This window comes from Bacteroidales bacterium, from assembly GCA_021648725.1.
Lineage (GTDB): Bacteria > Bacteroidota > Bacteroidia > Bacteroidales > JAADGE01 > JAADGE01.
The window spans coordinates 16196-38728 of the sequence record JAKISF010000015.1 but is presented as its reverse complement, the minus strand read 5'-3'; the positions used below and the strand labels follow the sequence as shown (position 1 = coordinate 38728).

Below are 22533 nucleotides of genomic sequence, written 5' to 3'. Positions count from 1 at the left end.
GAGTATCAAACATTAATACTTCTGTTATAAGTAATATATATAAAAACAAAATAACATCTTGATATTTTATTTTTGCATCATTATTCCGGTTGAATCTTTTATTATTGCATTTTTATCAATTTTTAATAATATTCCGTTTTCAACTTCAATAATAACTGCATCTTCTTTAATTGCATTTACTTTTCCGTGAATTCCTCCGATTGTCATAATTTTATCTCCTTGTTTCATTTCGCTTCTGAATTTTTGAACTTCTTTTCGTTTTTTCATTTGCGGACGAATCATAAAAAAGTAAAATACAAATACTAAAATTCCCATAAAAACTAACATTGAAGTCGGACTTCCTTCTTCTCCCTGCGGTTGCATTAACAGTATAAAATTTAATTGTGTCATTTTAATTTATTTTTAAGATTTAATAATTTATTTTTCGTTCAATAAAAGCTGTTATTACCAATTCTGTTATTGTTGAATCGGCATTTGTTTCAACATCTATGGTTTTATAGATATTGTTCATAAAGCCGTCACTGTCAAATACTGCTTTGATTCTTCCTTCTTCTCCGGGCAATATTTCTCCCTTATCGTATTCGGGAACAGTACATCCGCAATCGGCATCTACATATAATAATTTTAACGGAGCATCTCCGATGTTTTTATATTTGAAAGTACATTCTACAACTTCTCCTTCTTTTAAAGTTCCGAAATCATGTGCGATTTTATAAAACTCAATTTTTGCTTTTCCGGAATATTCTTTCTTTTCAGAATTATTTTCCTTTTCAGTATCATTACAAGAAATTACAAATGTAATTACTGAAAGTAAAATGAAAAACATTAAGTTTTTTTGATATTTCTTTATTATTTTTTTCATTCCGTTTTATTATCTAAAAGTCCTCTTCCTATTTTTTTATATAAGTTTTCAGTTTCTAAATATTTGATAATTTTATCTAAAATTCCGTTTATAAATCCTCCGCTTTTTTCGGAACCGAATGTTTTTGCTATTTCAATATATTCATTAAACGTAACTTTAACAGGAATTGAAGGGAATTTTATTATTTCAGAAATTGCCGTTAATAAAATAATTTTATCGGTATCTGCAATTCTTTCAACATCCCAATTTACAACTTTGTTTTTAATTATTTCAGTATAATCTTCTGTATAAATTAATGTGTTTCGCAATAAATTAATTACAAAATCTTTATCGTCATCTTGTTTGTAAATTTCAGGAAATTTAACTGTTTCTTCTCTGTCTTTCTTAATATTGTCAATTATATGCGTGAGTTTTGTTATCACAAAGTCAATATCGCTTATCCAAAAAATGCTTTGTTCTTCAAGTGCTGAATACAGCTCTTTACAATTATATAATATTTCGGAATAAAAAAACTGTATAATTCGTTTATCATTTCTGAAATTATCATCTTTTTTATTCATGTAAATATCAAACACTTCTGATTTTTCAAGAATATTATATACTTTTCGAACTAATTCGGGGTAATTGTCCCAGCTTAACTTACTTTCATTTATGTATTTAATATATTTTTCATTCTCAGTCAGCAATTTTGTTATACTGTTATTTATAAATTTAAGACTGGGAGTTTTTTCTTCGGGAGTAGCAAATTTTTTATCTTTCCTTATATCTGTTATTTTTTGTGCAAAGGCAGTTACATCTTCAAGAAGCAATGTAAGAAAGAATAATAACCCATAACTTCTTTGAATGCTGAAATTTAACTCATTCTCAGCTTTTTTCAAAGAATTATCATCTTTTTTATAAGATGCGTATAATACTTGCAGAACTTTTGTTCTTAATACTCTTCTGTTAAACATCCTTTCTGTTAAAATTTGTGCAAATATATTATTATCCTTTTAAACTTTCGTTTATTAATTAAATTTTGTTTGTTGATTTTTCAACCTGCATATTTTCATACAATTAAAAATGAAAATTATTCTTTATTTTTATTCATAACTTCTGATTGTTGTCTTATTGATTCTCTGTGCACAAGTTGTAACATTCTTTTTATAAAGTTTTTATCCAAACCTATTGATTTTCCGAATTCATTTCTGGTTTTTGACATTTCGAGCCATCTTTTTAATTGAAATATAGTTACACCGTTGTTCAATTTATATTTGCCGATATTCTCAACTATTTTCATTCTTTTCGAAAGCAATTCAAGCATCTGATAATCAATAGAGTCAATTTGGTCTCTGTATTGATCCAATTTGGTTAAAAAATCAGTATTATCAGATGACGATTTTCTGAAAGTTAAATTATTCAACAAATCAATAAGAGCTGCGGGAGTAAGTTGTTGCTTAGAATCACTTAAGGCATTTTCAGGTTCAATATGTGTTTCTATCATTAAACCGTCAAGATTTAAATTTAATGCTTTTTGTGCTATCTCTTGTATATATTTTCTTTTCCCGGAAATATGGCTGGGATCGTTAATAACCGGCATATCAGGAAAAATACTTTTTATTTCAATAGCTAATTCCCATTTCGGTAAGTTTCTTAAACTTATTTTTTCAAAGGGATAAAATCCTCTGTGAATTGCAGCTATATTTTTTATTCCGGCTTTTTTTAATCGCTCTATTGCTCCTGCCCATAATTTAATATCCGGATTAAGCGGATTTTTAACCATAACCGGAATATCAACTCCTTTTAATGCATCTGCAATTGTTTGAACCGAAAACGGATTTGCAGTTGTTCTTGCACCTATCCATAAGATATCAACGGCATCATTATTTCTCAGGCATAACTCAACATGTTCAGGTGTTGCTGTTTCGGTTGCGGTATATAAACTTGTTTTTTCTTTAACTTTTCTCAGCCAGGCAAGCCCCTTCTCTCCTACTCCTTCAAAATTTCCCGGTTCTGTTCTGGGTTTCCAAATACCTGCTCGGTATATTTTAACTTTTTTACATTTCGATATTTCCTGTGCTGTTTTAACAACCTGATATTCAGACTCTGCACTACACGGACCTGCAATAATAACCGCATTACCGTTTTTTCTTCCTAAAAGTAGTTCTTCTTTATTTTTATTTTCGGGCATTAAAATATTTTTTGCAAAAATAAATAAAGTAATTGAGCTATATCAATATTTTTAATATTTTTAAGCCCTGTTTATTAAATTAAAAAAGATATGAAGACAAAAATTCTGACATTATCAGTTTTAAGCATGATTTTACTATTCTCATGCAGTGTTAAAAAAGTAGAAACCGAAACTTCTAAATTTTCATTTTATCAAAAAGGAGAAGCAAGCTGGTACGGTCCCGGATTTAACGGAAAAAAAACAGCCAGCGGAGAAACATTTGATATGTATAAATTAACCGCTGCACATAAAAAATTAGCTTTCGGAACAAAGGTTAAAGTTACCAACCTGAATAACGGTAAAAGTGTTATTGTAAGAATTAATGACAGAGGACCGTTCGTAAAAGGTCGTGTTATTGATTTATCGAAAAAAGCCGCTCAACAAATTAATATGATTAATGCCGGACACGTTCCCGTAAAAATTGAGATTTTAAAATAACCGGTAATGGGAAAAATCGTATTATACAAAGGCGATATTACAAAATTAGAAGTTGATGCTGTTGTAAATGCCGCAAATTCGAGTTTGCTCGGCGGCGGCGGTGTTGACGGTGCAATTCACAGAGCAGCAGGATATGAACTTCTTGAGGAGTGTCGGTTGCTGAACGGTTGCCCGACCGGAGATGCAAAAACTACAAAAGCTTATAAACTTCCTGCAAAATTTATTATTCACACAGTAGGTCCCGTTTGGCACGGAGGGAAAAATAATGAAGCTGAATTATTAAAAAGTGCATATCAAAGATGTTTAGAACTTGCAGTTGAAAATAGTGTAAAAACAATTGCTTTTCCTAATATCAGTACCGGAGTTTATAATTTTCCGAAAAGTGAAGCAGCTGAAGTTGCTATTAATACAGTAATCGAATTTTTAAAAAATCATTCTTCAATTGAAAAAGTAATTTTTGCTGTTTTTGATGATGAGAATTTTGAAATATATAAAAACCTGTTAAACTGATTTTTTAAATTAACATCAAATTTGTGAAGACAGAAAACAAACAATTATTAATTGTAGGCGGAACAAAAAGAAATGTAGGGAAAACAACTTTAATTGAAAAAATTATAAAAAAATTCTGTAACGAACATGATATTATATCATTAAAAATCAAAACAATTTACCCTGATGATTATTTTTTTCACGGTAAAGAGAAAAATAAGTTGACAGCTGAAGAAAAATTCAGAATTACCGAAGAAAAAAATAAAACCGGGAATGAAGATACTGTAAGAACGCTGAAAGAAGGAGCAAAAAAAGTCTTTAAAATAAAAACGAAATCCGGTTTTATCGAAGAAGCATTTCAAGAATTTATAAAAAACATAGAAAAAAGAACTTTAATAATTTGTGAATCTAACAGCTTAAGAAAGTACATAAAACCTTCCTTATTTTTGTTTATTAAAGAACAAAACTCCGATGAAATTAAACCAAGTGCAAAAGAAGTAATAAAATATGCCGACAAAATAATAACTACAGACGGAATTAAACACTATTTCAATATCAATTCTCTACATATCAATGATTTATCTTGGCATATGCGAAACAGGCAATTTCAATAAATCAGAAAAATAATATTCACAATTTAACTTGATTTTTACTACTTTTGTAAAAAACTAAATAAATATGAAACAGATAATACATACCGAAAAAGCACCGAAAGCAATAGGACCTTACAGCCAAGCAATTAAAACGGGAAATACTCTTTATATCTCAGGTCAAATACCTATTAATCCGGGAACAGGCAAACTTGTTGAAGGCGGCATTAAAGAACAAACCGAACAAGTTATGAAAAATATTGCGGCAATTCTCGATGAAGCCGGATATTCTTTCAGCGATGTTGTTAAATCAACTTGTTTGTTGAGCGACATGAAAAATTTTGCAGCAATGAACGAAGTTTACGGAAAATATTATTCCGAAAATCCGCCCGCAAGAGCAGCTTTTGCGGTTAAAGAACTTCCTTTAAGCGTTTTGGTTGAAATTGAAACAATAGCTGTAAAATAAAAAAGTTTAAGGTTTAAGTTTTATAAATGCTTCCGGTAAATATTCAATAATATCGGAAGCAATTAATGCACTTTGTCCGGATTTTTTCATTGCAATATCTCCGGCAAGTCCGTGCAAATAAGTACCGGTTATTGCTGCATCTCTCGGTTTATAATTTTGTGCAAGCAAAGAAACAATAATTCCGGTTAATACATCTCCGCTTCCTCCGGTTGCCATTCCGGGGTTTCCGCTTGAGTTAAAATATACTTTCCCGTCGGATAATGCAATTGATGTATGTGCTCCTTTTAAAATTACTGTTGCATTATATGTTCTTGCAAAATCAATTTGCATTTGTAATCTTTCAAAATTATTCTTGCTTCTCCCGACTAATCGTTCAAACTCTTTAGGGTGCGGTGTAAAAATGCTGTTTCCGGGAATATCTTTCAACCAATTTTTATTTTGGGATAATATCGTAATTGCATCAGCATCAAAAACAATCGGTTTATTATAATTTTTGATTAAATGGTGTAAAAGTTCTTCAGTTAGCTTATTAAACCCGATTCCCGGACCGATTGCAATTGAATTATACAGTTTTAAATCCGGCAATTGTGAAATATATTTGTCAGAAGTGTCAATATGTAACATAGTTTCGGGAGAACTTATTTGCAAAATTTGATAGTTGCATTTCGGAACTGATGCCGTTACCAATCCTGCTCCTGTTCGCTGAGCAGCGCTAATCGCCAATATTGAAGCACCGGCTTTTCCGTAACTTCCGGCTAATATCAATGTGTGACCGTAATTTCCTTTATGTGAAAACTTTTTTCGGTTTTTAATTTTAATATCTGCTTTTTGAATATAATAATAAGGTGTATTTGTGTTATTAATGAAATCTTTATGAATTCCTATATCAATAATATGAAATTCACCTATAAAATGCTCATTTTCAGGAAATAAAAAAGACAAAGAAGGATGTTGGAAAGTGATTGTATGATTTGCGTTTATAACAGTCTTCTCTTTTTGCAAATTTTCTTCACCGAACAATCCCGAAGGAATATCGACAGATACAACTTCATTGTTTGTTTCATTTATCTTTTTAACAACTTTTTCAGGAAAACCGGTTAAATTTCGAGTTAAACCTGAACCGAAAATTGCATCAATTATCAAAGCCTCAGCCGGAATTTCAGGAAAATCTAAAATACTCTCCAAAATATACACTCCTGCTTTATCTCGTTTTTTTAATCTTTGAAAATTTATTTCAAAATCCGGTGAAACCTTATCCGTAAATTTTATAAAATAAACACTTACCTCAAAAGCTTTTTCGGCAAGTAAACGTGCAATTACTAATCCGTCGCCGCCGTTATTTCCCGGTCCTGCAAATATGATAAACTTCTCACAACCGGTATATAATTCAATAATCTTATCTGTTGCTCCGGAGGCTGCTCGTTCCATCAAATCAACGGATGGTATCGGCTCATTTTTGATTGTATAATTATCTGCTTCTCTTGTTTTATTTGCCGAAAATATTTTCATATCTTTATTTTTTACTTTATTCTGAAATTATTTTATAAATTTAAAGTTTAGAAAAGAAAAATCAAAATAAATAATCAGTTTTAAATGAACATCCTTTTTGAAAAGAAAAAAAATGATTGCAAAGTTATAGTTGCTGAAATTTCAGAAAACTCACCTGATTTATTTCAAAAAATTAAAAAAGAACTATCAAACAATGAATTAAACGTTTATAATAAATTCACCAATGAAAGACGAAAAAAAGAATGGCTCGGTGTTCGTTTGTTATTATTAAGATTACTCGGTTTTTATTCTGAAATAAAATATTCAAAAACAGGCAATCCGTATATTGAGCATGATATAAATATTTCAATTACACACAGTAAAAATATTCTCGGAATAATTCTCAGCAAAAATAAAGACATCGGTATGGATGTAGAAATTCTTTCCGACAAAATTTTAAGAACCGCACAAAAATTTATAACAAAAGAAGAACTTCTCAGTTTTAGTGAAGACGATAGACTAAAAAAGATTTATTTAAACTGGTGCTGCAAAGAAACGTTGTTTAAAATAAAAGAACACGGCGGTTTTGATTTTAAAACTAATTTTAAAATTATTGATTCCGAATTGCAAAAATCAGGGCAACAAAAAGCAATTATTTCTTTTAATAATAAGATTGAACATTTCAATTTAAATTACGAATTTATCAAACATAAAAACACTGAACTATTGGTTGTTTGGCATTAAAGTCTTAAAAGATTACATTTTATTTTGTATTTTTAAAACAAACAACTAACTTTGCAACACAAAGCACTTTTTACACAAAAACAAAAAATGGACAATGAAAAACAAAAACATTTAGAAAATTTGAGTGAAATTCGCTCCATCATGGAACGTTCTTCAAGTTTTTTATCTTTAAGCGGTCTGGGAGGAATATTTGCCGGAATATTTGCTTTAGCAGGAGCCGGTTTTGCTTGGTGGCTGGTAAATATCTACCACGGTTACCAAAGAAAATCTTTTATTATTGAATCCGGCGATTTCAGTATAGAAATTATTACGGCTTTGTTTTTGGATGCTGTTATCGTTTTAATTTTAGCCGTGACATTCGGTTATATTTTTACACACAGAAATGCAAAAAAAAACAATCTGAAACTATGGAATAAAACCTCAAAACTATTACTGATTAACTTATTTATTCCTCTTATAGTCGGAGGATTCTTTGTCATGATACTGATTTGGCATGGTGCCGCATTTATTATTGCAGCAACAACTTTAATTTTTTACGGGCTGGCTTTAATTAATGCTTCAAAATATACTGTCAGCGATATCAGATATCTCGGAATTTCACAAGTTATTCTCGGACTTATTGCCGCAATTGATATAGGAAACGGAATATTTTATTGGGCAATCGGTTTCGGGATAATGCATATTATATACGGTACAATTATGTATTTAAAATACGAAAAAAAGAAGTAATTAATTTAAAAAACTAAAAAAAACAGAAATATGAAATCTTTAATTAAACTTGTTTTATCGGCAGCAACATTTGCTATTTTATTAAGTTCTTGTTTAAATTCAGAAAAAGAAAAAACAGCAACAAATGATATTCCGGAAACATTTCAAGATCAAAGCATTTTTGAAGAAATTTCTTATAATAAAAGAGGACGCACATCATTAACCGATAAATTATTTAACGAAATTCTTGAAAAAGATAAGGTGTTGAAAGAATTGTATGATAAAATAAAAAAAATTGCAAAGGAAAATTATGAAAGAAACACAGAAATAAACAAATTTTTATCGGATAATGAAAGTTATTATAATGAAGTTTTAACTTATTCAACTTCTATACAAGACAGTATGTTAAGGGATAAAGTTATTGCATCAATAAACTCAAGTGAAGAATATTATAATGAAAAAGTTATTAATTTAATTTCATTAAAAGATGGCTTAAACAGAAAAGTTGCAGTATTAAACGACTATAAAACTGCACTTAAAATAATATTAACTAAGAAAAGCATAAAATCGTATCAAGGTAATTTTAAACAGGATACTGTCGGGTTAAAAGAACTGATAAACAAATACGATTCTTTAATTAAGGCTGTAAACAACAAAATAGAAGAATAAATAATTTAAATTGAAATCAATAATATCAAATATTAATAAATTTTTTGAGAGTCGTGTCAGGCTCGGAATTATGTCGGTACTAACAGTTCAGCAAAAAGCTGACTTCAACTACTTGAAAGAAATTCTGAACCTGACCGACGGAAATCTTGCAAGTCATTTACGTGCTCTTGAAAACAAAGGTTACCTGAGCATAAATAAAAAATTTGTGGGGCGAAAAACACAAACAAACTATTACGCAACAAATGAAGGGAAAATTGCGTTTAAAGAGCATCTTGATGCATTAGAAAATTTAATAAAAGGACGAGAGTCTTAATTTTTTTACCTTTATACTTTGTATTGCAAAGCACTTTTAAAATGAAAACAAGAAATATGAAAACTAAAATGAAATTCGCACTTTTAATTATAGGAACTCTGTTATTTAATTTATTGTTTTGGCATGAAGCAATCGGATTGAATGCTCTTATTTTTACAACATTTATTCTCGGAACTTTTTTTTATCTGTTTCCTGAATTTATAAAATCAAAAAACGCAATTATTATTGCATCCGGCACTTTTATAAGTGCTGTTACGGTTGTGTACCATGCATCTGAATTGGCAATTTCTGTTTGGATATTTTCGATGGTTCTTCTACAAGCTTTTATGCATTTTAACAAACTAAGAACTGTTTTTTACGGATTATTTTCATCTGTAACCACTTTTTTTATGTCTTATCAGCTTATCGGGCAAAATGTTAAATTAAAAAGCAAATCTTCTTTCAAACTTAAAACATTTTTTAAATACCTGAAACTTACACTTCTTCCGATTTTGGTTGTCTATATCTTCTACTGGATATTCAAATTTGCAAATCCGATATTCGACAATTTAAGCAATACTTTTTTCATTAATCTGAACGATTGGATTATTCATTTATTCAAAGATGTTTCATTTCTTCAAATTCTGTTTACATTTTTGGGGTTCATTATTATGGCTTGGTTTATATACAAAAATAAAAATGATCATATCGTACATACTGAAGCGAAACACACGGAAACAATTCTAAGGAAAAGAAAAAAATCTCAAATGAGTAAATATCTATTTGAAAATATTGGGTTAAGACAATTGCTGAAAAATGAGTTTCGCATCGGACTTATGCTGATAATTTTAGTTAATGCCTTACTATTAATGATAAATGTAATAGATATTTCAACAATCTGGTTTAATTTTAATTACACACCGGAATTCGATTTAAAACAATTCGTTCACGAAGGAACTTTCCTGCTGATATTAAGCATCTTACTTTCAATAGGAATTATGATTTGGTTTTTCAGAAGAAACCTCAACTTTTACAAATACAAAAAGAAACTTCAGGTTCTTTCATACATTTGGATTGCTCAAAACATCATATTACTGATTTCTGTTGTTATCAGAAACATGCATTATATTGAATATTTCGGTTTAGCATACAAACGAATCGGAGTATTTTTCTTTCTTGCACTTGTTGTTTTCGGACTGATATCTTTATACCTCAAAATAAAAGACATAAAATCGTCTTTCTGGCTTTTTAAAATAAATACATGGGCATTATACATCGGTTTTGTGTTATTTGCAATTCCTGATTGGGACATTATTATTGCAAAACACAACTTAACACATCCGCTTCGTAATAATATTGAAACAAGTTTCTTGCTGACTTTTGATGATAAAGTATTGCCTCAAATTGACCAAAGAAAAGACATCTTATTACAATCAAAAGAATACAATACATACCGTGTGTTTTATGAAACTTATGAAAATGTTTATAAAGGTAGGGTAATAAATTTCTTGAAAGAATATAAGGATAAATCTTGGTTATCATGGAATTATGCCGATGCAAAGGCTTATGAATATTATAAACTAAAATAATACAAAGAGCATCCTTAATACAAACAGTTAAACAATTGAGTATAGGTCAATGCTTCTTTTTCAAAACTTATTAAATATGAAACAACTAAAAACATTTAAATACGCATTAAACGGAATTGCACACGTATTCAAAAAGGAACAAAACTTCAGAATACATATTATTGCAACAATTTTAGTAATCGCAGCCGGAGTTTTTTTCTCAATTGATAGAACAGAGTGGATGTTCATTATTATTGCAATCAATATTGTTCTTGCTTTTGAACTTGCAAATTCTGCAATTGAATATATATGCAACTTTGTATCACCAGGTTACAGCAATAAAATTAAAAGAATAAAAGATGTATCGGCAGCAGCAGTATTAATTTCTGCAATCGGTGCTTTCGTTTTGGCTTTGATAATTTTCATACCGAAAGTTATTGAGATGTTATAACTGCACATAATCCTATTATGAAAAAAATATCTACATCCGAAATATTATCAGTAGTTGTATTTCTTCCGCCTGCAAAAAATTCTTTTCTGAAAGCAATAAGAAAAATTGCAAAATTATGTTTCACTTTCGCAGGGAAAGTTTTAGGGATGTTTTTGTGAATATTTTAATTTGTCCGGTATTCGAAACAGAAAACGAGAATGCAAATGATTGTTACAGCATTTTATAAAAAAATTAACTTCCGAAGACCATGTCATAAGGTCTTTTTATTTGAAGCCTTAATTCTTCAATTCCTATATTCCTGCTTTTACGAAAAGTTTCCTTTCCTCCGAAAAAACACACAACGGCAGGAACTGTAAAAATACCGTTTTGCCCCGCTATTTCAGATGCTTTAACTGTATCTGCATAAAACATTTTCATTGAGGGAAAATTTTCATCAAGTAATTTAACAATCTTCGGTTTCAGAACTTTACAAACATTGCATTGTTCATGAGAAAAATAGATTAACACTCCGTCTTCTGCTTCTAAAACAGAATTAAATTCATCTAAACTTTTCAAATCTTTCAGATTCATTTTTTGCTAGTTATTTTTAATTGCCGTTATGCCCGGTAATTCTTTTCCCTCTAAAAACTCTAACATAGCACCTCCGCCTGTTGAAACGTAACTTACTTTATCTTGTAAATTATATTTTTTAATTGCTGCAACAGAATCGCCTCCGCCGATTAAAGTAAAACACCCTTTTTCGGTAGCTTCAACCAAAGCATTTGCAACTTGAATAGTGCCGTTTGCAAACTTGTCCATTTCAAAAACCCCGGCAGGTCCGTTCCAAATTACTGTTTTTGAATCTAATATTACGCTCTTAAATAATCCGATTGTTTTCGGTCCTATATCCAGCCCCATCCAACCGTCTTTAATATTATCAACGGCAGTTACAAGAGTTTTTGCATTTTCATCAAATTTATCGGCATTAATAATATCAACCGGAAGAATTAAATTAACATCTAAATCTTTTGCTTTTTGCATAAGTTTTTTTGCCGTTTCTAAATATTCATCTTCAACCAAGGAAGTTCCTATTTTACCTCCTTGTGCTTTAATGAAAGTATAAGTCATACCACCGGCAATTATTAAATTATCAACTTTATCAAGCAATTTGTCTATTACCGTTATTTTAGAAGAAACTTTTGCTCCTCCGAGAATTGCTGTCAGAGGTTTTTCCGGTTCTTCCAAAACTTTTTTTAATCCTGCAAGTTCTCCCTCAATAAGATAACCGAACATTTTATTATCCGAAAAAAAATCGGCAATAACTGCAGTTGAAGCATGTGCTCTGTGTGCAGTTCCGAATGCATCATTTACATACACATCTGCTAAATCTGCTAATTTCCCTGCAAAACTCTTATCTCCTTTTTTCTCTTCGGGATAATATCGTAAATTTTCAAGCAACAAAATGTCACCGTTTTTCATTGCCGAAACTTTATTTTTAACTTTATCTCCTATGCAATCATCAATAAACATTACATCTTTACCTACTAACTCAGAAAGTTTAGGTAATATGTGTTTTAATGAAAACTTTTCATCTTTTCCTTTGGGTCTTCCGAGATGCGACATTAAAATTACTGAACCTGTTTCTGCAATCTTTTTAATTGTAGGAATTGCTGCTTGAATTCTTGTATCATCAGTAACTTCAAATTTCTCATTTAAAGGAACGTTAAAATCAACTCTTACAATTACTTTTTTACCTGTAAAGTTATATTTATCAATATTCTGCATAATACTTATTTAAAATTTTCCGTAAAGTTATAAAAAATAGAAAAATATCTTTGTTTTATCAGCTTAACTTTTCTAATAAACCGGGGAAATGGCGTCCTATAGAAGCTGCAATATTTGACATAAAAAGTTTTATTGCTATTGCCAGAAGAATAATCCCGAATATTTTTCGAAGAACAGTTATTCCTGATTGCCCTAATATTTTTTCGATATACTTTGTAGTTTTAAGCACAACAAACACAACAACCATATTCAAAACCAATGCAATCATTATGTTAATCGACTCATATTCAGCCCTAAGCGAAAGCAGTGTTGTAATTGAACCCGCTCCTGCAATAATAGGAAATGCAAGAGGAACTACAGAGGCACTTCCTGTTGTTTGACTTTTAAAAAGCTCAATACCGAGAACCATTTCTAATGCAAGAAAAAATAATATAAAAGACCCCGCAATAGCAAAAGACGAAATATCAACACCGAATATCCCCAATAAAGCTTCTCCTACAAAAAGGAATAATGTAAGTATTACCAAAGAAATTAAAGTTGTTTTACCTGCCTCAATTTTATTTCCTTTTGTTTTTATGTCTATAATTATCGGAATTGAGCCGACAATATCAATAACGGCAAATAATACCATAAAAACGGAAAAAATATGAACAAAATTTACTCCCATAACATTTGATTTAACAGTTTAATATATAGACTTTTACACGAAACATTAATGTTTACCTTAAAAAATCGCGCAAATGTCAACATCTTTTTTAATTTAACAACTATTTTCATATTATTTTTTTTAAAAAAATCAGTTTCAGAAAGAATACATTCTTAAAAATTAATTTATCTATATTTGCTTTAATGATAATTATCATAAGTGTTTTTTAACATGGTGGAGCAATTTGTATATTGTTTATTTTATGCTGATTACAATTATTAAATATATAATAAAAAAGTGAACCGATAAATTAAAAAAAATATACATTTGCAGCAAAATTTGAATTTCTAATTAAAATACTATGACAGATAAAGTAAATAAATTCATGGAGGGTGTAGTTGCCCGAAATGCCGGCGAAAAAGAATTTCACCAAGCAGTTTTAGAGGTTGCGGAAGTTATTATTCCGTTCATAGAAAATAATCCTATATACGAAGATGCAAAAATTCTTGAACGACTTGTTGAGCCCGAGCGTGTGATTATGTTCAGAGTTCCTTGGCAAGACGATAAAGGTGAGTTTCAACTTAACAAAGGTTATCGTATTGAATTTAACAGTGCAATCGGACCTTATAAAGGCGGTTTACGATTTCACCCGAGTGTAAACTTAAGTATTTTAAAATTTCTCGGTTTTGAACAAATTTTAAAAAATAGTTTAACAACACTTCCGATGGGCGGAGGTAAAGGCGGTTCTGATTTTAATCCGAAAGGAAAATCCGACAATGAAATTATGCGTTTTTGTCAAAGTTTTATGTCGGAACTTTTCAGACATATCGGACCGAATACCGATGTTCCCGCAGGAGATATTGGTGTAGGCGGAAGAGAAATAGGTTACTTATTCGGGCAATATAAGCGTTTAAGAAATGAATTTACCGGAGTTTTAACCGGCAAAGGCAGAGAATGGGGCGGAAGTTTAATGCGTCCGGAAGCAACCGGTTTCGGAAATGTATATTTTGCAAAAGAGATGTTAGCAACCAAAGGTAATTCTTTTGAAGGAAAAACTGTTGCCGTTTCAGGCTTCGGAAATGTTGCATGGGGTGCTACAATTAAAGCAACTCAATTAGGTGCAAAAGTTGTAACAATTTCAGGACCCGACGGATATGTTTACGACCCCGATGGAATTTCAGGAGAAAAAATTGAATATATGTTAGAATTACGTGCCACAAATAATGATATTGTTCAACCTTATGCAGAGGAGTTCGGAGTTGAATTTTTTGCCGGAAAAAGACCTTGGGAGCAAAAAGTTGATATTGCTTTACCGTGTGCTACTCAAAATGAATTAAATGAGGAAGATGCAAAACAATTAGTTAAAAACGGAGTTATTTGTGTTTCGGAAGGTGCAAATATGCCTTGTACACCGGATGCCATTCATGTTTTTCATAATGCAAAAATATTATATGCTCCGGGAAAAGCTTCAAATGCCGGCGGAGTTGCCGTTTCGGGCTTAGAAATGAGCCAAAACTCTTTACGTTTCGGTTGGACAGCAGAAGAAGTTGACCAAAAATTGCACAGAATTATGAAAGATATTCATGAAGCCTGTAAAAAATACGGTGCTGAAAATAACGATTTTGTTGACTATGTTAAAGGAGCAAATATCGCCGGTTTTGTTAAAATTGCAGATGCAATGTTAGCACAAGGCTTAGTATAATATTTTTTAATTAAGATAATAAAAAAGGCTGTCAAAATAAATGACAGCCTTTTTTTACCTGACTCATATTTTTACAAATTCTCTGATATCGGAAATTTTATCAAATACGTAAACACCGCAAGTTTTTAACTTTTCTTTTGTATGGTGTCCGTGAGATAATAAAATACAATTAATTCCGGTTTCCTTTGCAACTTCGGCATCATGTTTTGTATCGCCTATCATTAATATTTTATCTTTAGGGATATTTAATTTTGAAATTAATTTTATCCCTCTCTCAACTTTACCGCCTGCATAATGGTCGTTTAAACCTACAATTTCCTCAAAATAATCATAAATACCGAAATATTTAAGTTCTTCAAGAAGTTGTTCTTCTTTTCTTGCTGATAAAATTGACTGCTTAATTCCGGAGTTTTTTATTTCAATTAATAATTCTTTAACACCTGAATGCAATACTGATGTTTTTTGCCTTTTATCGTATTCAACAATAAATTCTGTTCCTACAATTTCAAAAGACTCTTTATTAAAATCAAAACCTGCTTTTGCATAATAATCCTTAACAGGAAAATCAAACAATTCTCTGTATTTCGGCACCGTCATTAAGGGTAAATTCCTTTCCGATAACATATCATTAATAACCTCAACGCAAAGATTTACGTCGTTTAATAAAGTTCCGTTATAATCCCAAATTATATGTTGATAGTGCATTAATTATTATTTAAAAGTTAATTTTGTAATTTATTTTAAAACTCAAAATTAAACAAAATGAACAGAAAAAATCTAATTTTAAAAGAAATTGTAACTTTCAAAAAATGGGCAAATACTTCTTGGAGTGTTTTTAGCTCAATAGGTAAATTGATAAGAATTGCATCATTACCTCTTTCATATTTCTTAACATCAGTATTTACTCTTAATGCTCAAACCGACACAGTGCAAATTGATGATATACAGATTGTTTCATCCAGAGTCCCGACATTGAATTCAGAAACCGCAAGAGTTATCTACACTATTGAAAAAGATGAAATTGAATCTTTACCCGTTCACAGCTTGCAAGACTTACTTGAATATGCAAGTAATGTAGATGTAAGACAGAGAGGAACGGAAGGAGTGCAAGCCGACATAAGCATAAGAGGCGGGAATTACGAACAAACCCTTATACTTCTTAACGGATTTAAAATGAACGATGTACAAACAGGGCATCATAATATGAATTTACCTGTTGATATTGAAAGCATTGAAAAAATTGAAATTCTTCAAGGTCCGGGTAACAGAATATTCGGCATAAATGCATACAGCGGAGCAATAAACTTCATTACAAATACAGAAACCGCTAAAAAATTAAAACTCTCACTTTTTGCCGGGCAACATCAATACTTCGGCGGAAATGCAAGCCTTTCATACAACATTAAAAATTGGCAAAATTATATATCCTTTTCAAAGAAAACAAGCGGAGGTTATTTGCCGAATGACGACATTAACAATACCGACTTCAACACTTTAAATATATTTTACGAAACTGCATTAAAAACTAAATTTTCCGACTATATAATACAAACAGGATATTCTGATAAATCTTTCGGAGCAAACAGTTTTTACACTCCTAAATTTCCGTGGCAATATGAAAATACAAAAACAATTTTTGCCGGTTATAAAGCAATAAGTCACAAAAAAAATTACAACTTTTTAAAAAGTTTCTATTGGCGAAGGCATCAGGACAGGTTTGAGCTTTTCCGAGAAGATAAATTTATGCGAACAGGTAATTATTTTATTAACGAAACAGATACAGCAAAATATTATCCGGGAATTTATGCAAATTGGAATTATTATTCCGGTCATAATTACCATAAAACCAACATAATATCATCTGAGTTAAAATTCGACTTCAACACCATTGCCGGAAAAACTGCCGTAGGTGCAGAGTACAGGCATGTATATATTCAATCAAATGTTTTAGGAGAAGATATGAAAGCTACAGTTGATGTTCCGTTTGAAGAGTTCGGAGAATATACAAAATCTGCCGACCGCTACAATGTAAACTTATATGCTGAGCATGTTTATCAATATAAGAATCTTATGGTTGCCGGCGGTTTTTCTTCTAACTACAACAGCGATTACAATTGGTATTTTACCGGCGGAATTGACATAAGTTATAATATCGGAAAAGAAATTAAATTATTTGCATCTGCCAATCAAGCCTTACGCTTACCTACTTTTACCGACCTTTATTATGACGGACCTACAAATAAAGGAAATCCGGATTTGTTACCCGAACAAGCACTAACTTATGAAACCGGTTTAAAATACCGTAAAAAAAGATTCAAGGCAAACCTGACAGTTTTCAAGAGAAAGGGCAGAAACACCATAGACTGGGTAAGACTTTCAGACACAATTGATTGGCAACCGTTAAACATTACGGAATTAACAACTGTCGGAACAGAAGTTTTTGGGTCTTACAACTTTCAGAAAGCCGACATTATTAAAAAAATTGCTTTTTCATATTCACATATTGATATTACCAAACAAAGCGGAGAATACATTTCAAAATATGCTTTGGATTATTTAAAACACAAAATTGTTTTTTCGATGCACCATAAAATTTTCAAGAATATTTCAGCTGCCTGGGCTTTACGGTATGAAGACCGTGCAGGAAGCTTTTCTGCTTATGACATTACAACAAAAACATATACAGGCGAAAAAGAATACACACCCTTTACCCTGCTCGACTTAAAAGTTTTTTGGAAAACCAAACGCTTTGAAATCTATACGGAAGCCTCCAACTTATTAAATACAGAATATTACGAATACGGGAATATTAAAATGCCCGGACTTTGGATAAAAGCCGGGGTAAGACTAAAATTAAATTTATAAAGATGTGATCTTGAATTGTTTTTTTTAGAAGATCGATAATTTTTTTTCCTTTTTTTAAATAAACTTAAATCTTGTCTGCCTTAATTTTAGAGGCAGACAAGTTTTTATAAAAATCAAAATAATTACCTCAATTCCGCACCCAACTCCTTCTCAAAAGTATATTGTAGCTTTTTCATAATTTTATCAATTTGCTTATCTTTTAAGGTTTTTGTTTCGTCTTGAATGATAAAACTGACGGCATAAGATTTTTTATTTTTACCGAGTTTTTCATCTTCAAAAACATCAAAAATAGAAACGTTTTTCAGAAGTTTCCTTTCTGACCTGTATGCAAGTTGCTCTATTTGAGAAAATTTCACATCTTTATTGAGAAGCAAAGCTAAATCTCGCTTAACCGCCGGATATTTCGGAACGGGAATAAATTTTGGAGTTTCGGGCAAATATTTTATTACACCATCCCAATGAATGTCAGCATAAAATACTTCCTGCTCAATTCCGAACACAGATAAAAACTTATTACTTACGCTTCCGAACTCAACCAATTTTTTATTATTTATTGTGTGTGTTATTCCGTATGCAAAAATATCTGATTCGGTTTCTTCCGATTTCAATTTATTTATATCAAAATTAAAGCGTTCAAAAATTCCCGTTACTTTTGATTTTAAATAATAAAAATCGCTTGCTTCTTCCGACGAATTCCAATTTACCTTATTTTTATTTCCTGAAATTGTGACTGCAAGATGCTGTTCTTCAAAATAAGAATTCAAAGGATTCTCACTTTCGGTTTTTTTGTATTTGTAAGTTTGTCCGAATTCATATAATTTAATATCCGGATTTTTGTGGTTTACGTTTCTGATTACAGCTTCCAAACTTCCGAAAAGCAAATCTTGCCTCATAACATTCAAATCATTGCTTAAAGCATTGAGTATTTTAACAGAATTATATTCTTTAAAATCATTATCAGCTTCATAATATTTGCCTTTTGTCAAAGAGTTTGACATGGCTTCGGAAAAACCTTGCGAACTTAAAAAGGCTGAAATTGTATTTTTAAGTTTATTGGTATCAGGTTTCGGTGCATAAGCCAAAGTTGATTTCACAGATGTTGATGAATCAATACTGTTGTAACCATATATTCTTAAAATTTCTTCAACAATATCAGCTTCACGCGTAACATCCACACGATACGGCGGAACTTCTAACGAAATTCTATCACCGTCTCTGTCTGTAATTTTAATTTCAAGAGCTTCTAAAATAGTGTCAATTTCATCATGCTCAATTTTTTTTCCGATTAATCGGTCGATATGAGAATATAGCACATCAAATTTAAAATCTTGAATCGGTTCCGGATAAACATCAACAATCTCGGAAGAAATACTTCCGCCGGCAAGTTCTTTGATTAACAGAGCTGCTCGTTTTAGGGGATAAATAGTATTATTTGGATCTACACCTCTTTCAAACCTAAACGAAGAATCTGTTTGCAAAGCATGTCGTTTGGATGTTTTACGAACTGAAACAGGATTAAAATAAGCACTTTCTAAAAAGATATTTTTGGTTTTGTCAGAAACACCGGAATCAGCACCGCCGAACACACCGGCTATACACATCCCTTCTTCTGCATTGCAAATCATTAAGTCGTCTTTGTGCAATTTTCTTTCTTCTTCATCAAGTGTCTTAAAAATTGTTCCTTCATTCGATGTTCTTACAATAACTTTTTTCCCTTTAATCATATCGGCATCAAAAGCATGCAAGGGTTGCCCTGTTTCGTGCAAGACGAAGTTTGCTATATCAACCACATTGTTAATCGGCTGCAAGCCTATTGCGTTAAGCCTGTTTTGCAACCAGTCCGGAGATTCTTTAATTTCAATTCCTGAAATTGTGATACCTGAATATCGTTTGCAAGCATCTTTATTTTTAATTTCAACGGAAATTTGCAAATTATTGTTATCAACTTTAAAATTGCTGACATCCGGCTTATTCAATTTTAAATCTTTTCCCTGATGTTTGAAATATGCAATTAAATCACGTGCTACCCCGAGATGTGAAGCTCCGTCGGCACGATTAGGCGTTAAACCGATTTCAAAAATGGTATCTTTTTCAATTTTAAAATAATCCTTTGCAAAAGTTCCTGTTTCAACATCTTCCGGTAAAACCAAAATGCCTTCATGCGATGTTCCGGTACCTATTTCGTCTTCGGCACATATCATTCCCATTGAAACTTCTCCTCTGATTTTTCCTTTTTTTATGGTTATTTCATCATCGTTAAAATAAAGTTTTGTTCCTACAGTCGCAACAACAACTTTTTGACCGGCAGCAACATTCGGAGCACCGCATACAATCGGGAATAATTCACCAGTTCCTGTATCAACGGTTGTAATGCTTAATTTATCAGCGTTCGGGTGTTTTTCGCAAGTTTTCACTTCTCCGATAATCAAACCTTCCATTCCGCCTTTAATACTTTCAAACTCTTCGGTTCCTTCTACTTCCAATCCAATATCGGTAAGAATTTCAGAAAGATCTTCGACTTTATAATTAATATCAATGTATTGTTTGAGTTGATTGTAGGATATTTTCATTTTTGAATTTAGTATTTAGATGTCAGATATTAGATTATTGTCTAATATCTATTTCAAATTTTGAGATGCCAAAAATAAGAAAAGGAAGTCTTTTTGCAAAACTTCCTTTTTCTGTTTATCTTAATTGTATTTTGGTTTGCTTTTTAGAAAATTCAAATACCAAATAATATATCCGTAAAACGGAAGATATTTACTGTCTGTATTCTTTTCAGAATATTCATGAATCTTTTTTTCAAAATGCTCTTTCTTCCATTGTGTTTGCGGATAATCTTCTTTTAAAACATTAAGAATACTTATAACAGCATTTTTTCTCATATCAATCAAATCCTGATTATTTAGATTTAAAATTGTTTCTATGTCATAGATAACATCTGTATTATTTGATATTGATTTTATTTCTCCGCTTGTACTGTAAGTGATTAAATGTTCACATTCCTTTTTTAAAAGTGAAAGAACTTTTAGTTCTTGTTCTTTTTTGCTTTTATCGCAATGTTCTTCTCCTCCGAGATTACCGTTGCAAACTGCAAGCATATTATTATAATCTAATGATTTTTCAGAATAGTGTTTTTGTGATAAAATATGTTCAACTTCAATTTTCGGTTTACCTGAACTTCTTTTTAAACTTATCCTTTGCATGCAGTAAGCACAAACATGTCCTTGTTCTTGCAACAATGATTTTTTCAATAAACTATCAGTATCAACAAATCCTTTATATGTTGCATCAGAAGTTGTTTCTCTGTATTTTTTTAATTTATTTGGTTCTTTTTCCTTCTTGATATATTTCATTGCCCTATTCCATTAAATCAATTTGCATTTGAATACGATTTATTTCAACATCGTCTTCTCCCATATCCTGTTTTAATATATCAAGTTCTTTTTTTGCCTCTGTAATTTTATCATTATCAACCAGTTCGTAAATTGAATTTATTTTTTGCTTATATTCTTCGGGTCTTTTTTCTTCATTAAAAATATTATAAAGAATAGAATTTGTGTCCCTGCCAAGCGTATGTGCAATATCTTTTTTAATTTTAAAATCCTCAATTACAATAATATTATCATGTTTAACATTACTTAAAACTTGTGGTGAATGTGTTGTAATAAAAAACTGAATATTCGGAAAAGTTTTAGTTAATGCAGGTATAATTTTTCTTTGCCATGAAGGATGTAGATGCAAGTCAATTTCATCAATTAAAACAATACCTTTACCTTCTTTATTTGCATTAAGATTACCAGGGGTTGCAATTGCTAATCGTTTGGCAATATCAGCAACATAATAGAATATTGCTTTTTCACCGTTGGAAAGCATATCAAAATACAACCTGTTTTTCCCTTTTTCTAAAATGAATTGAGCTTTATCTGATGCATCTCGATGAACTCTAAATTTCTCAAATTTGAATCCTTTAATTTCTTCTGAAAACTTTATTACTGTTTTTCTTATAAGTTCCAATTTGGGATTTCTGTATTTATCATCTACGTTTAATCTTTTTTCATTTTCGATATTTTCTTCATTGTTAAACCAATTAAAAAAGTTTTTAAAATGAGTAGAGTTTATTCCTAATGCATCTTTGTATATTTCACTTAGTTTAGCAACACCTAGAAGAGGAGCCTTAAAATTTACATTAAAATATAAAAATACAGGTAAATTATTTATATCTTTTTGACAAACATCTTTTTTAGTATCACCGAAAAGTCCAAAGCTAATAGAACCATTTTCATCAAATTTTATTGTGTCATAGGCTAAGCTATTAGAATACACTCTTAAACTTGCAGTTTTAGAATCAATATTTATTGAATTTTTATCACTGAATTCAAATGTTAATGGAGTAGAATATTCTTCTATAAAGCACCTTAAAAAAAATGACAAAGCATCAAGAACAGTAGTTTTCCCTGCACCATTAATACCCACAAAAACATTAACATCAGGTTTAAATTCAATTTCATGTTTTCCTTTAAAACCTCTGAAATTTTCGAGTATTAATTTCTGTATTTTCATATTGAAGTATTTTTACAAA

At 30.8% G+C, this 22533-nt stretch carries 24 protein-coding genes and 1 pseudogene; 12 read left to right on the top strand and 13 right to left on the bottom strand.

All coding sequences use genetic code 11. From position 1 onward, the window contains the following. Window positions 1-66 precede the first annotated feature (66 nt). The 4 genes from yajC to L3J35_07315 form a co-directional block, all read right to left on the bottom strand. Complete coding sequence (gene yajC / locus L3J35_07330) at window positions 67-390, bottom strand: preprotein translocase subunit YajC (protein ID MCF6366000.1); 324 nt, start codon at window positions 388-390, stop codon at window positions 67-69. A 19-nt stretch (window positions 391-409) separates the two neighbouring features. Continuing rightward, window positions 410-862, bottom strand: coding sequence for a DUF1573 domain-containing protein (locus L3J35_07325; GenBank protein MCF6365999.1), 453 nt, complete (start codon window positions 860-862; stop codon window positions 410-412). After that, entirely contained in the window at window positions 859-1815 is a 957-nt protein-coding gene (nusB, locus tag L3J35_07320) for a transcription antitermination factor NusB (protein MCF6365998.1), read from the bottom strand. Before nusB ends, L3J35_07325 begins: the two co-directional genes overlap by 4 nt. 116 nt (window positions 1816-1931) lie before the next feature. Next, on the bottom strand, window positions 1932-3032 hold the full coding sequence (locus tag L3J35_07315) for a bifunctional 3-deoxy-7-phosphoheptulonate synthase/chorismate mutase type II (GenBank protein ID MCF6365997.1): 1101 nt from the start codon (window positions 3030-3032) through the stop codon (window positions 1932-1934). Between the two features lie 198 nt (window positions 3033-3230). Here L3J35_07315 and L3J35_07310 point away from each other — a divergent pair. The 4 genes and pseudogenes from L3J35_07310 (at window position 3231) to L3J35_07295 (ending at window position 5054) form a co-directional block, all read left to right on the top strand. Beyond that, window positions 3231-3458, top strand: a pseudogene (locus tag L3J35_07310) (septal ring lytic transglycosylase RlpA family protein). A 57-nt stretch (window positions 3459-3515) separates the two neighbouring features. Continuing rightward, window positions 3516-4019 carry an O-acetyl-ADP-ribose deacetylase gene (locus L3J35_07305; protein ID MCF6365996.1) on the top strand — a complete coding sequence of 168 codons (504 nt, stop codon included), beginning with the start codon at window positions 3516-3518 and terminating at the stop codon, window positions 4017-4019. Window positions 4020-4042: 23 nt separating this feature from the next. Next, window positions 4043-4612, top strand: a complete 570-nt coding sequence (locus L3J35_07300; GenBank protein ID MCF6365995.1) for a hypothetical protein — start codon at window positions 4043-4045, stop codon at window positions 4610-4612. A 64-nt stretch (window positions 4613-4676) separates the two neighbouring features. After that, complete coding sequence (locus tag L3J35_07295; protein ID MCF6365994.1) at window positions 4677-5054, top strand: RidA family protein; 378 nt, start codon at window positions 4677-4679, stop codon at window positions 5052-5054. A gap of 6 nt (window positions 5055-5060) precedes the next feature. Here the strand turns inward: L3J35_07295 and L3J35_07290 are convergent, their stop codons facing one another. Next, the gene (locus tag L3J35_07290) at window positions 5061-6563 is read right to left on the bottom strand and encodes an NAD(P)H-hydrate dehydratase (protein MCF6365993.1); all 1503 of its coding nucleotides are present in this window, start codon (window positions 6561-6563) and stop codon (window positions 5061-5063) included. A gap of 84 nt (window positions 6564-6647) precedes the next feature. Between L3J35_07290 and L3J35_07285 the strand changes: the two genes are divergently transcribed. The 6 genes from L3J35_07285 to L3J35_07260 all read left to right on the top strand — a co-directional run bounded on the left by L3J35_07285 (window position 6648) and on the right by L3J35_07260 (window position 10974). Then, window positions 6648-7286 (top strand): 4'-phosphopantetheinyl transferase superfamily protein, encoded by a 639-nt coding sequence (locus L3J35_07285; protein MCF6365992.1) that lies wholly within the window; start codon window positions 6648-6650, stop codon window positions 7284-7286. Between the two features lie 87 nt (window positions 7287-7373). After that, complete coding sequence (locus tag L3J35_07280; GenBank protein MCF6365991.1) at window positions 7374-8015, top strand: hypothetical protein; 642 nt, start codon at window positions 7374-7376, stop codon at window positions 8013-8015. 30 nt (window positions 8016-8045) lie between these two features. Further along, window positions 8046-8663: a hypothetical protein gene (locus L3J35_07275; GenBank protein ID MCF6365990.1), complete on the top strand. Its 618-nt coding sequence runs from the start codon at window positions 8046-8048 to the stop codon at window positions 8661-8663. Window positions 8664-8733: 70 nt separating this feature from the next. Continuing rightward, window positions 8734-8976 (top strand): transcriptional regulator, encoded by a 243-nt coding sequence (locus tag L3J35_07270; GenBank protein ID MCF6365989.1) that lies wholly within the window; start codon window positions 8734-8736, stop codon window positions 8974-8976. A 41-nt stretch (window positions 8977-9017) separates the two neighbouring features. Further along, a complete protein-coding gene (locus tag L3J35_07265; GenBank protein ID MCF6365988.1) occupies window positions 9018-10544 on the top strand; it encodes a DUF4173 domain-containing protein in 1527 nt (508 codons plus the stop codon). A 76-nt stretch (window positions 10545-10620) separates the two neighbouring features. Beyond that, window positions 10621-10974: a diacylglycerol kinase family protein gene (locus L3J35_07260; protein MCF6365987.1), complete on the top strand. Its 354-nt coding sequence runs from the start codon at window positions 10621-10623 to the stop codon at window positions 10972-10974. On the opposite strand, the gene L3J35_07255 is transcribed toward L3J35_07260, so the two are convergent. The 4 genes from L3J35_07255 to L3J35_07240 all read right to left on the bottom strand — a co-directional run bounded on the left by L3J35_07255 (window position 10958) and on the right by L3J35_07240 (window position 13405). Beyond that, window positions 10958-11098 (bottom strand): hypothetical protein, encoded by a 141-nt coding sequence (locus tag L3J35_07255; protein ID MCF6365986.1) that lies wholly within the window; start codon window positions 11096-11098, stop codon window positions 10958-10960. The genes L3J35_07260 and L3J35_07255 overlap by 17 nt on opposite strands. Window positions 11099-11205: 107 nt before the next feature. Then, a complete protein-coding gene (locus L3J35_07250; protein MCF6365985.1) occupies window positions 11206-11544 on the bottom strand; it encodes a thioredoxin family protein in 339 nt (112 codons plus the stop codon). Between the two features lie 6 nt (window positions 11545-11550). Further along, complete coding sequence (locus tag L3J35_07245; protein ID MCF6365984.1) at window positions 11551-12738, bottom strand: phosphoglycerate kinase; 1188 nt, start codon at window positions 12736-12738, stop codon at window positions 11551-11553. Window positions 12739-12796: 58 nt separating this feature from the next. Next, window positions 12797-13405, bottom strand: a complete 609-nt coding sequence (locus L3J35_07240; protein MCF6365983.1) for a MarC family protein — start codon at window positions 13403-13405, stop codon at window positions 12797-12799. A gap of 340 nt (window positions 13406-13745) precedes the next feature. Here L3J35_07240 and gdhA point away from each other — a divergent pair, with 340 nt between their 5' ends. After that, a complete protein-coding gene (gene gdhA / locus L3J35_07235) occupies window positions 13746-15086 on the top strand; it encodes an NADP-specific glutamate dehydrogenase (GenBank protein ID MCF6365982.1) in 1341 nt (446 codons plus the stop codon). Between the two features lie 63 nt (window positions 15087-15149). Here gdhA and L3J35_07230 read toward each other — a convergent pair whose 3' ends face one another. Further along, window positions 15150-15791 (bottom strand): HAD family hydrolase, encoded by a 642-nt coding sequence (locus tag L3J35_07230; GenBank protein MCF6365981.1) that lies wholly within the window; start codon window positions 15789-15791, stop codon window positions 15150-15152. 57 nt (window positions 15792-15848) lie between these two features. On the opposite strand from L3J35_07230, the gene L3J35_07225 reads away from it, so the two are divergent. Continuing rightward, window positions 15849-17951, top strand: a complete 2103-nt coding sequence (locus L3J35_07225; protein ID MCF6365980.1) for a TonB-dependent receptor — start codon at window positions 15849-15851, stop codon at window positions 17949-17951. A gap of 122 nt (window positions 17952-18073) precedes the next feature. Here L3J35_07225 and pheT read toward each other — a convergent pair whose 3' ends face one another. The 3 genes from pheT to L3J35_07210 form a co-directional block, all read right to left on the bottom strand. Beyond that, window positions 18074-20521 carry a phenylalanine--tRNA ligase subunit beta gene (gene pheT, locus L3J35_07220; GenBank protein MCF6365979.1) on the bottom strand — a complete coding sequence of 816 codons (2448 nt, stop codon included), beginning with the start codon at window positions 20519-20521 and terminating at the stop codon, window positions 18074-18076. A gap of 120 nt (window positions 20522-20641) precedes the next feature. Further along, a complete protein-coding gene (locus L3J35_07215; GenBank protein ID MCF6365978.1) occupies window positions 20642-21307 on the bottom strand; it encodes a TIGR02646 family protein in 666 nt (221 codons plus the stop codon). Window positions 21308-21311: 4 nt separating this feature from the next. Next, window positions 21312-22514: an AAA family ATPase gene (locus L3J35_07210; GenBank protein ID MCF6365977.1), complete on the bottom strand. Its 1203-nt coding sequence runs from the start codon at window positions 22512-22514 to the stop codon at window positions 21312-21314. Window positions 22515-22533 lie beyond the last annotated feature (19 nt).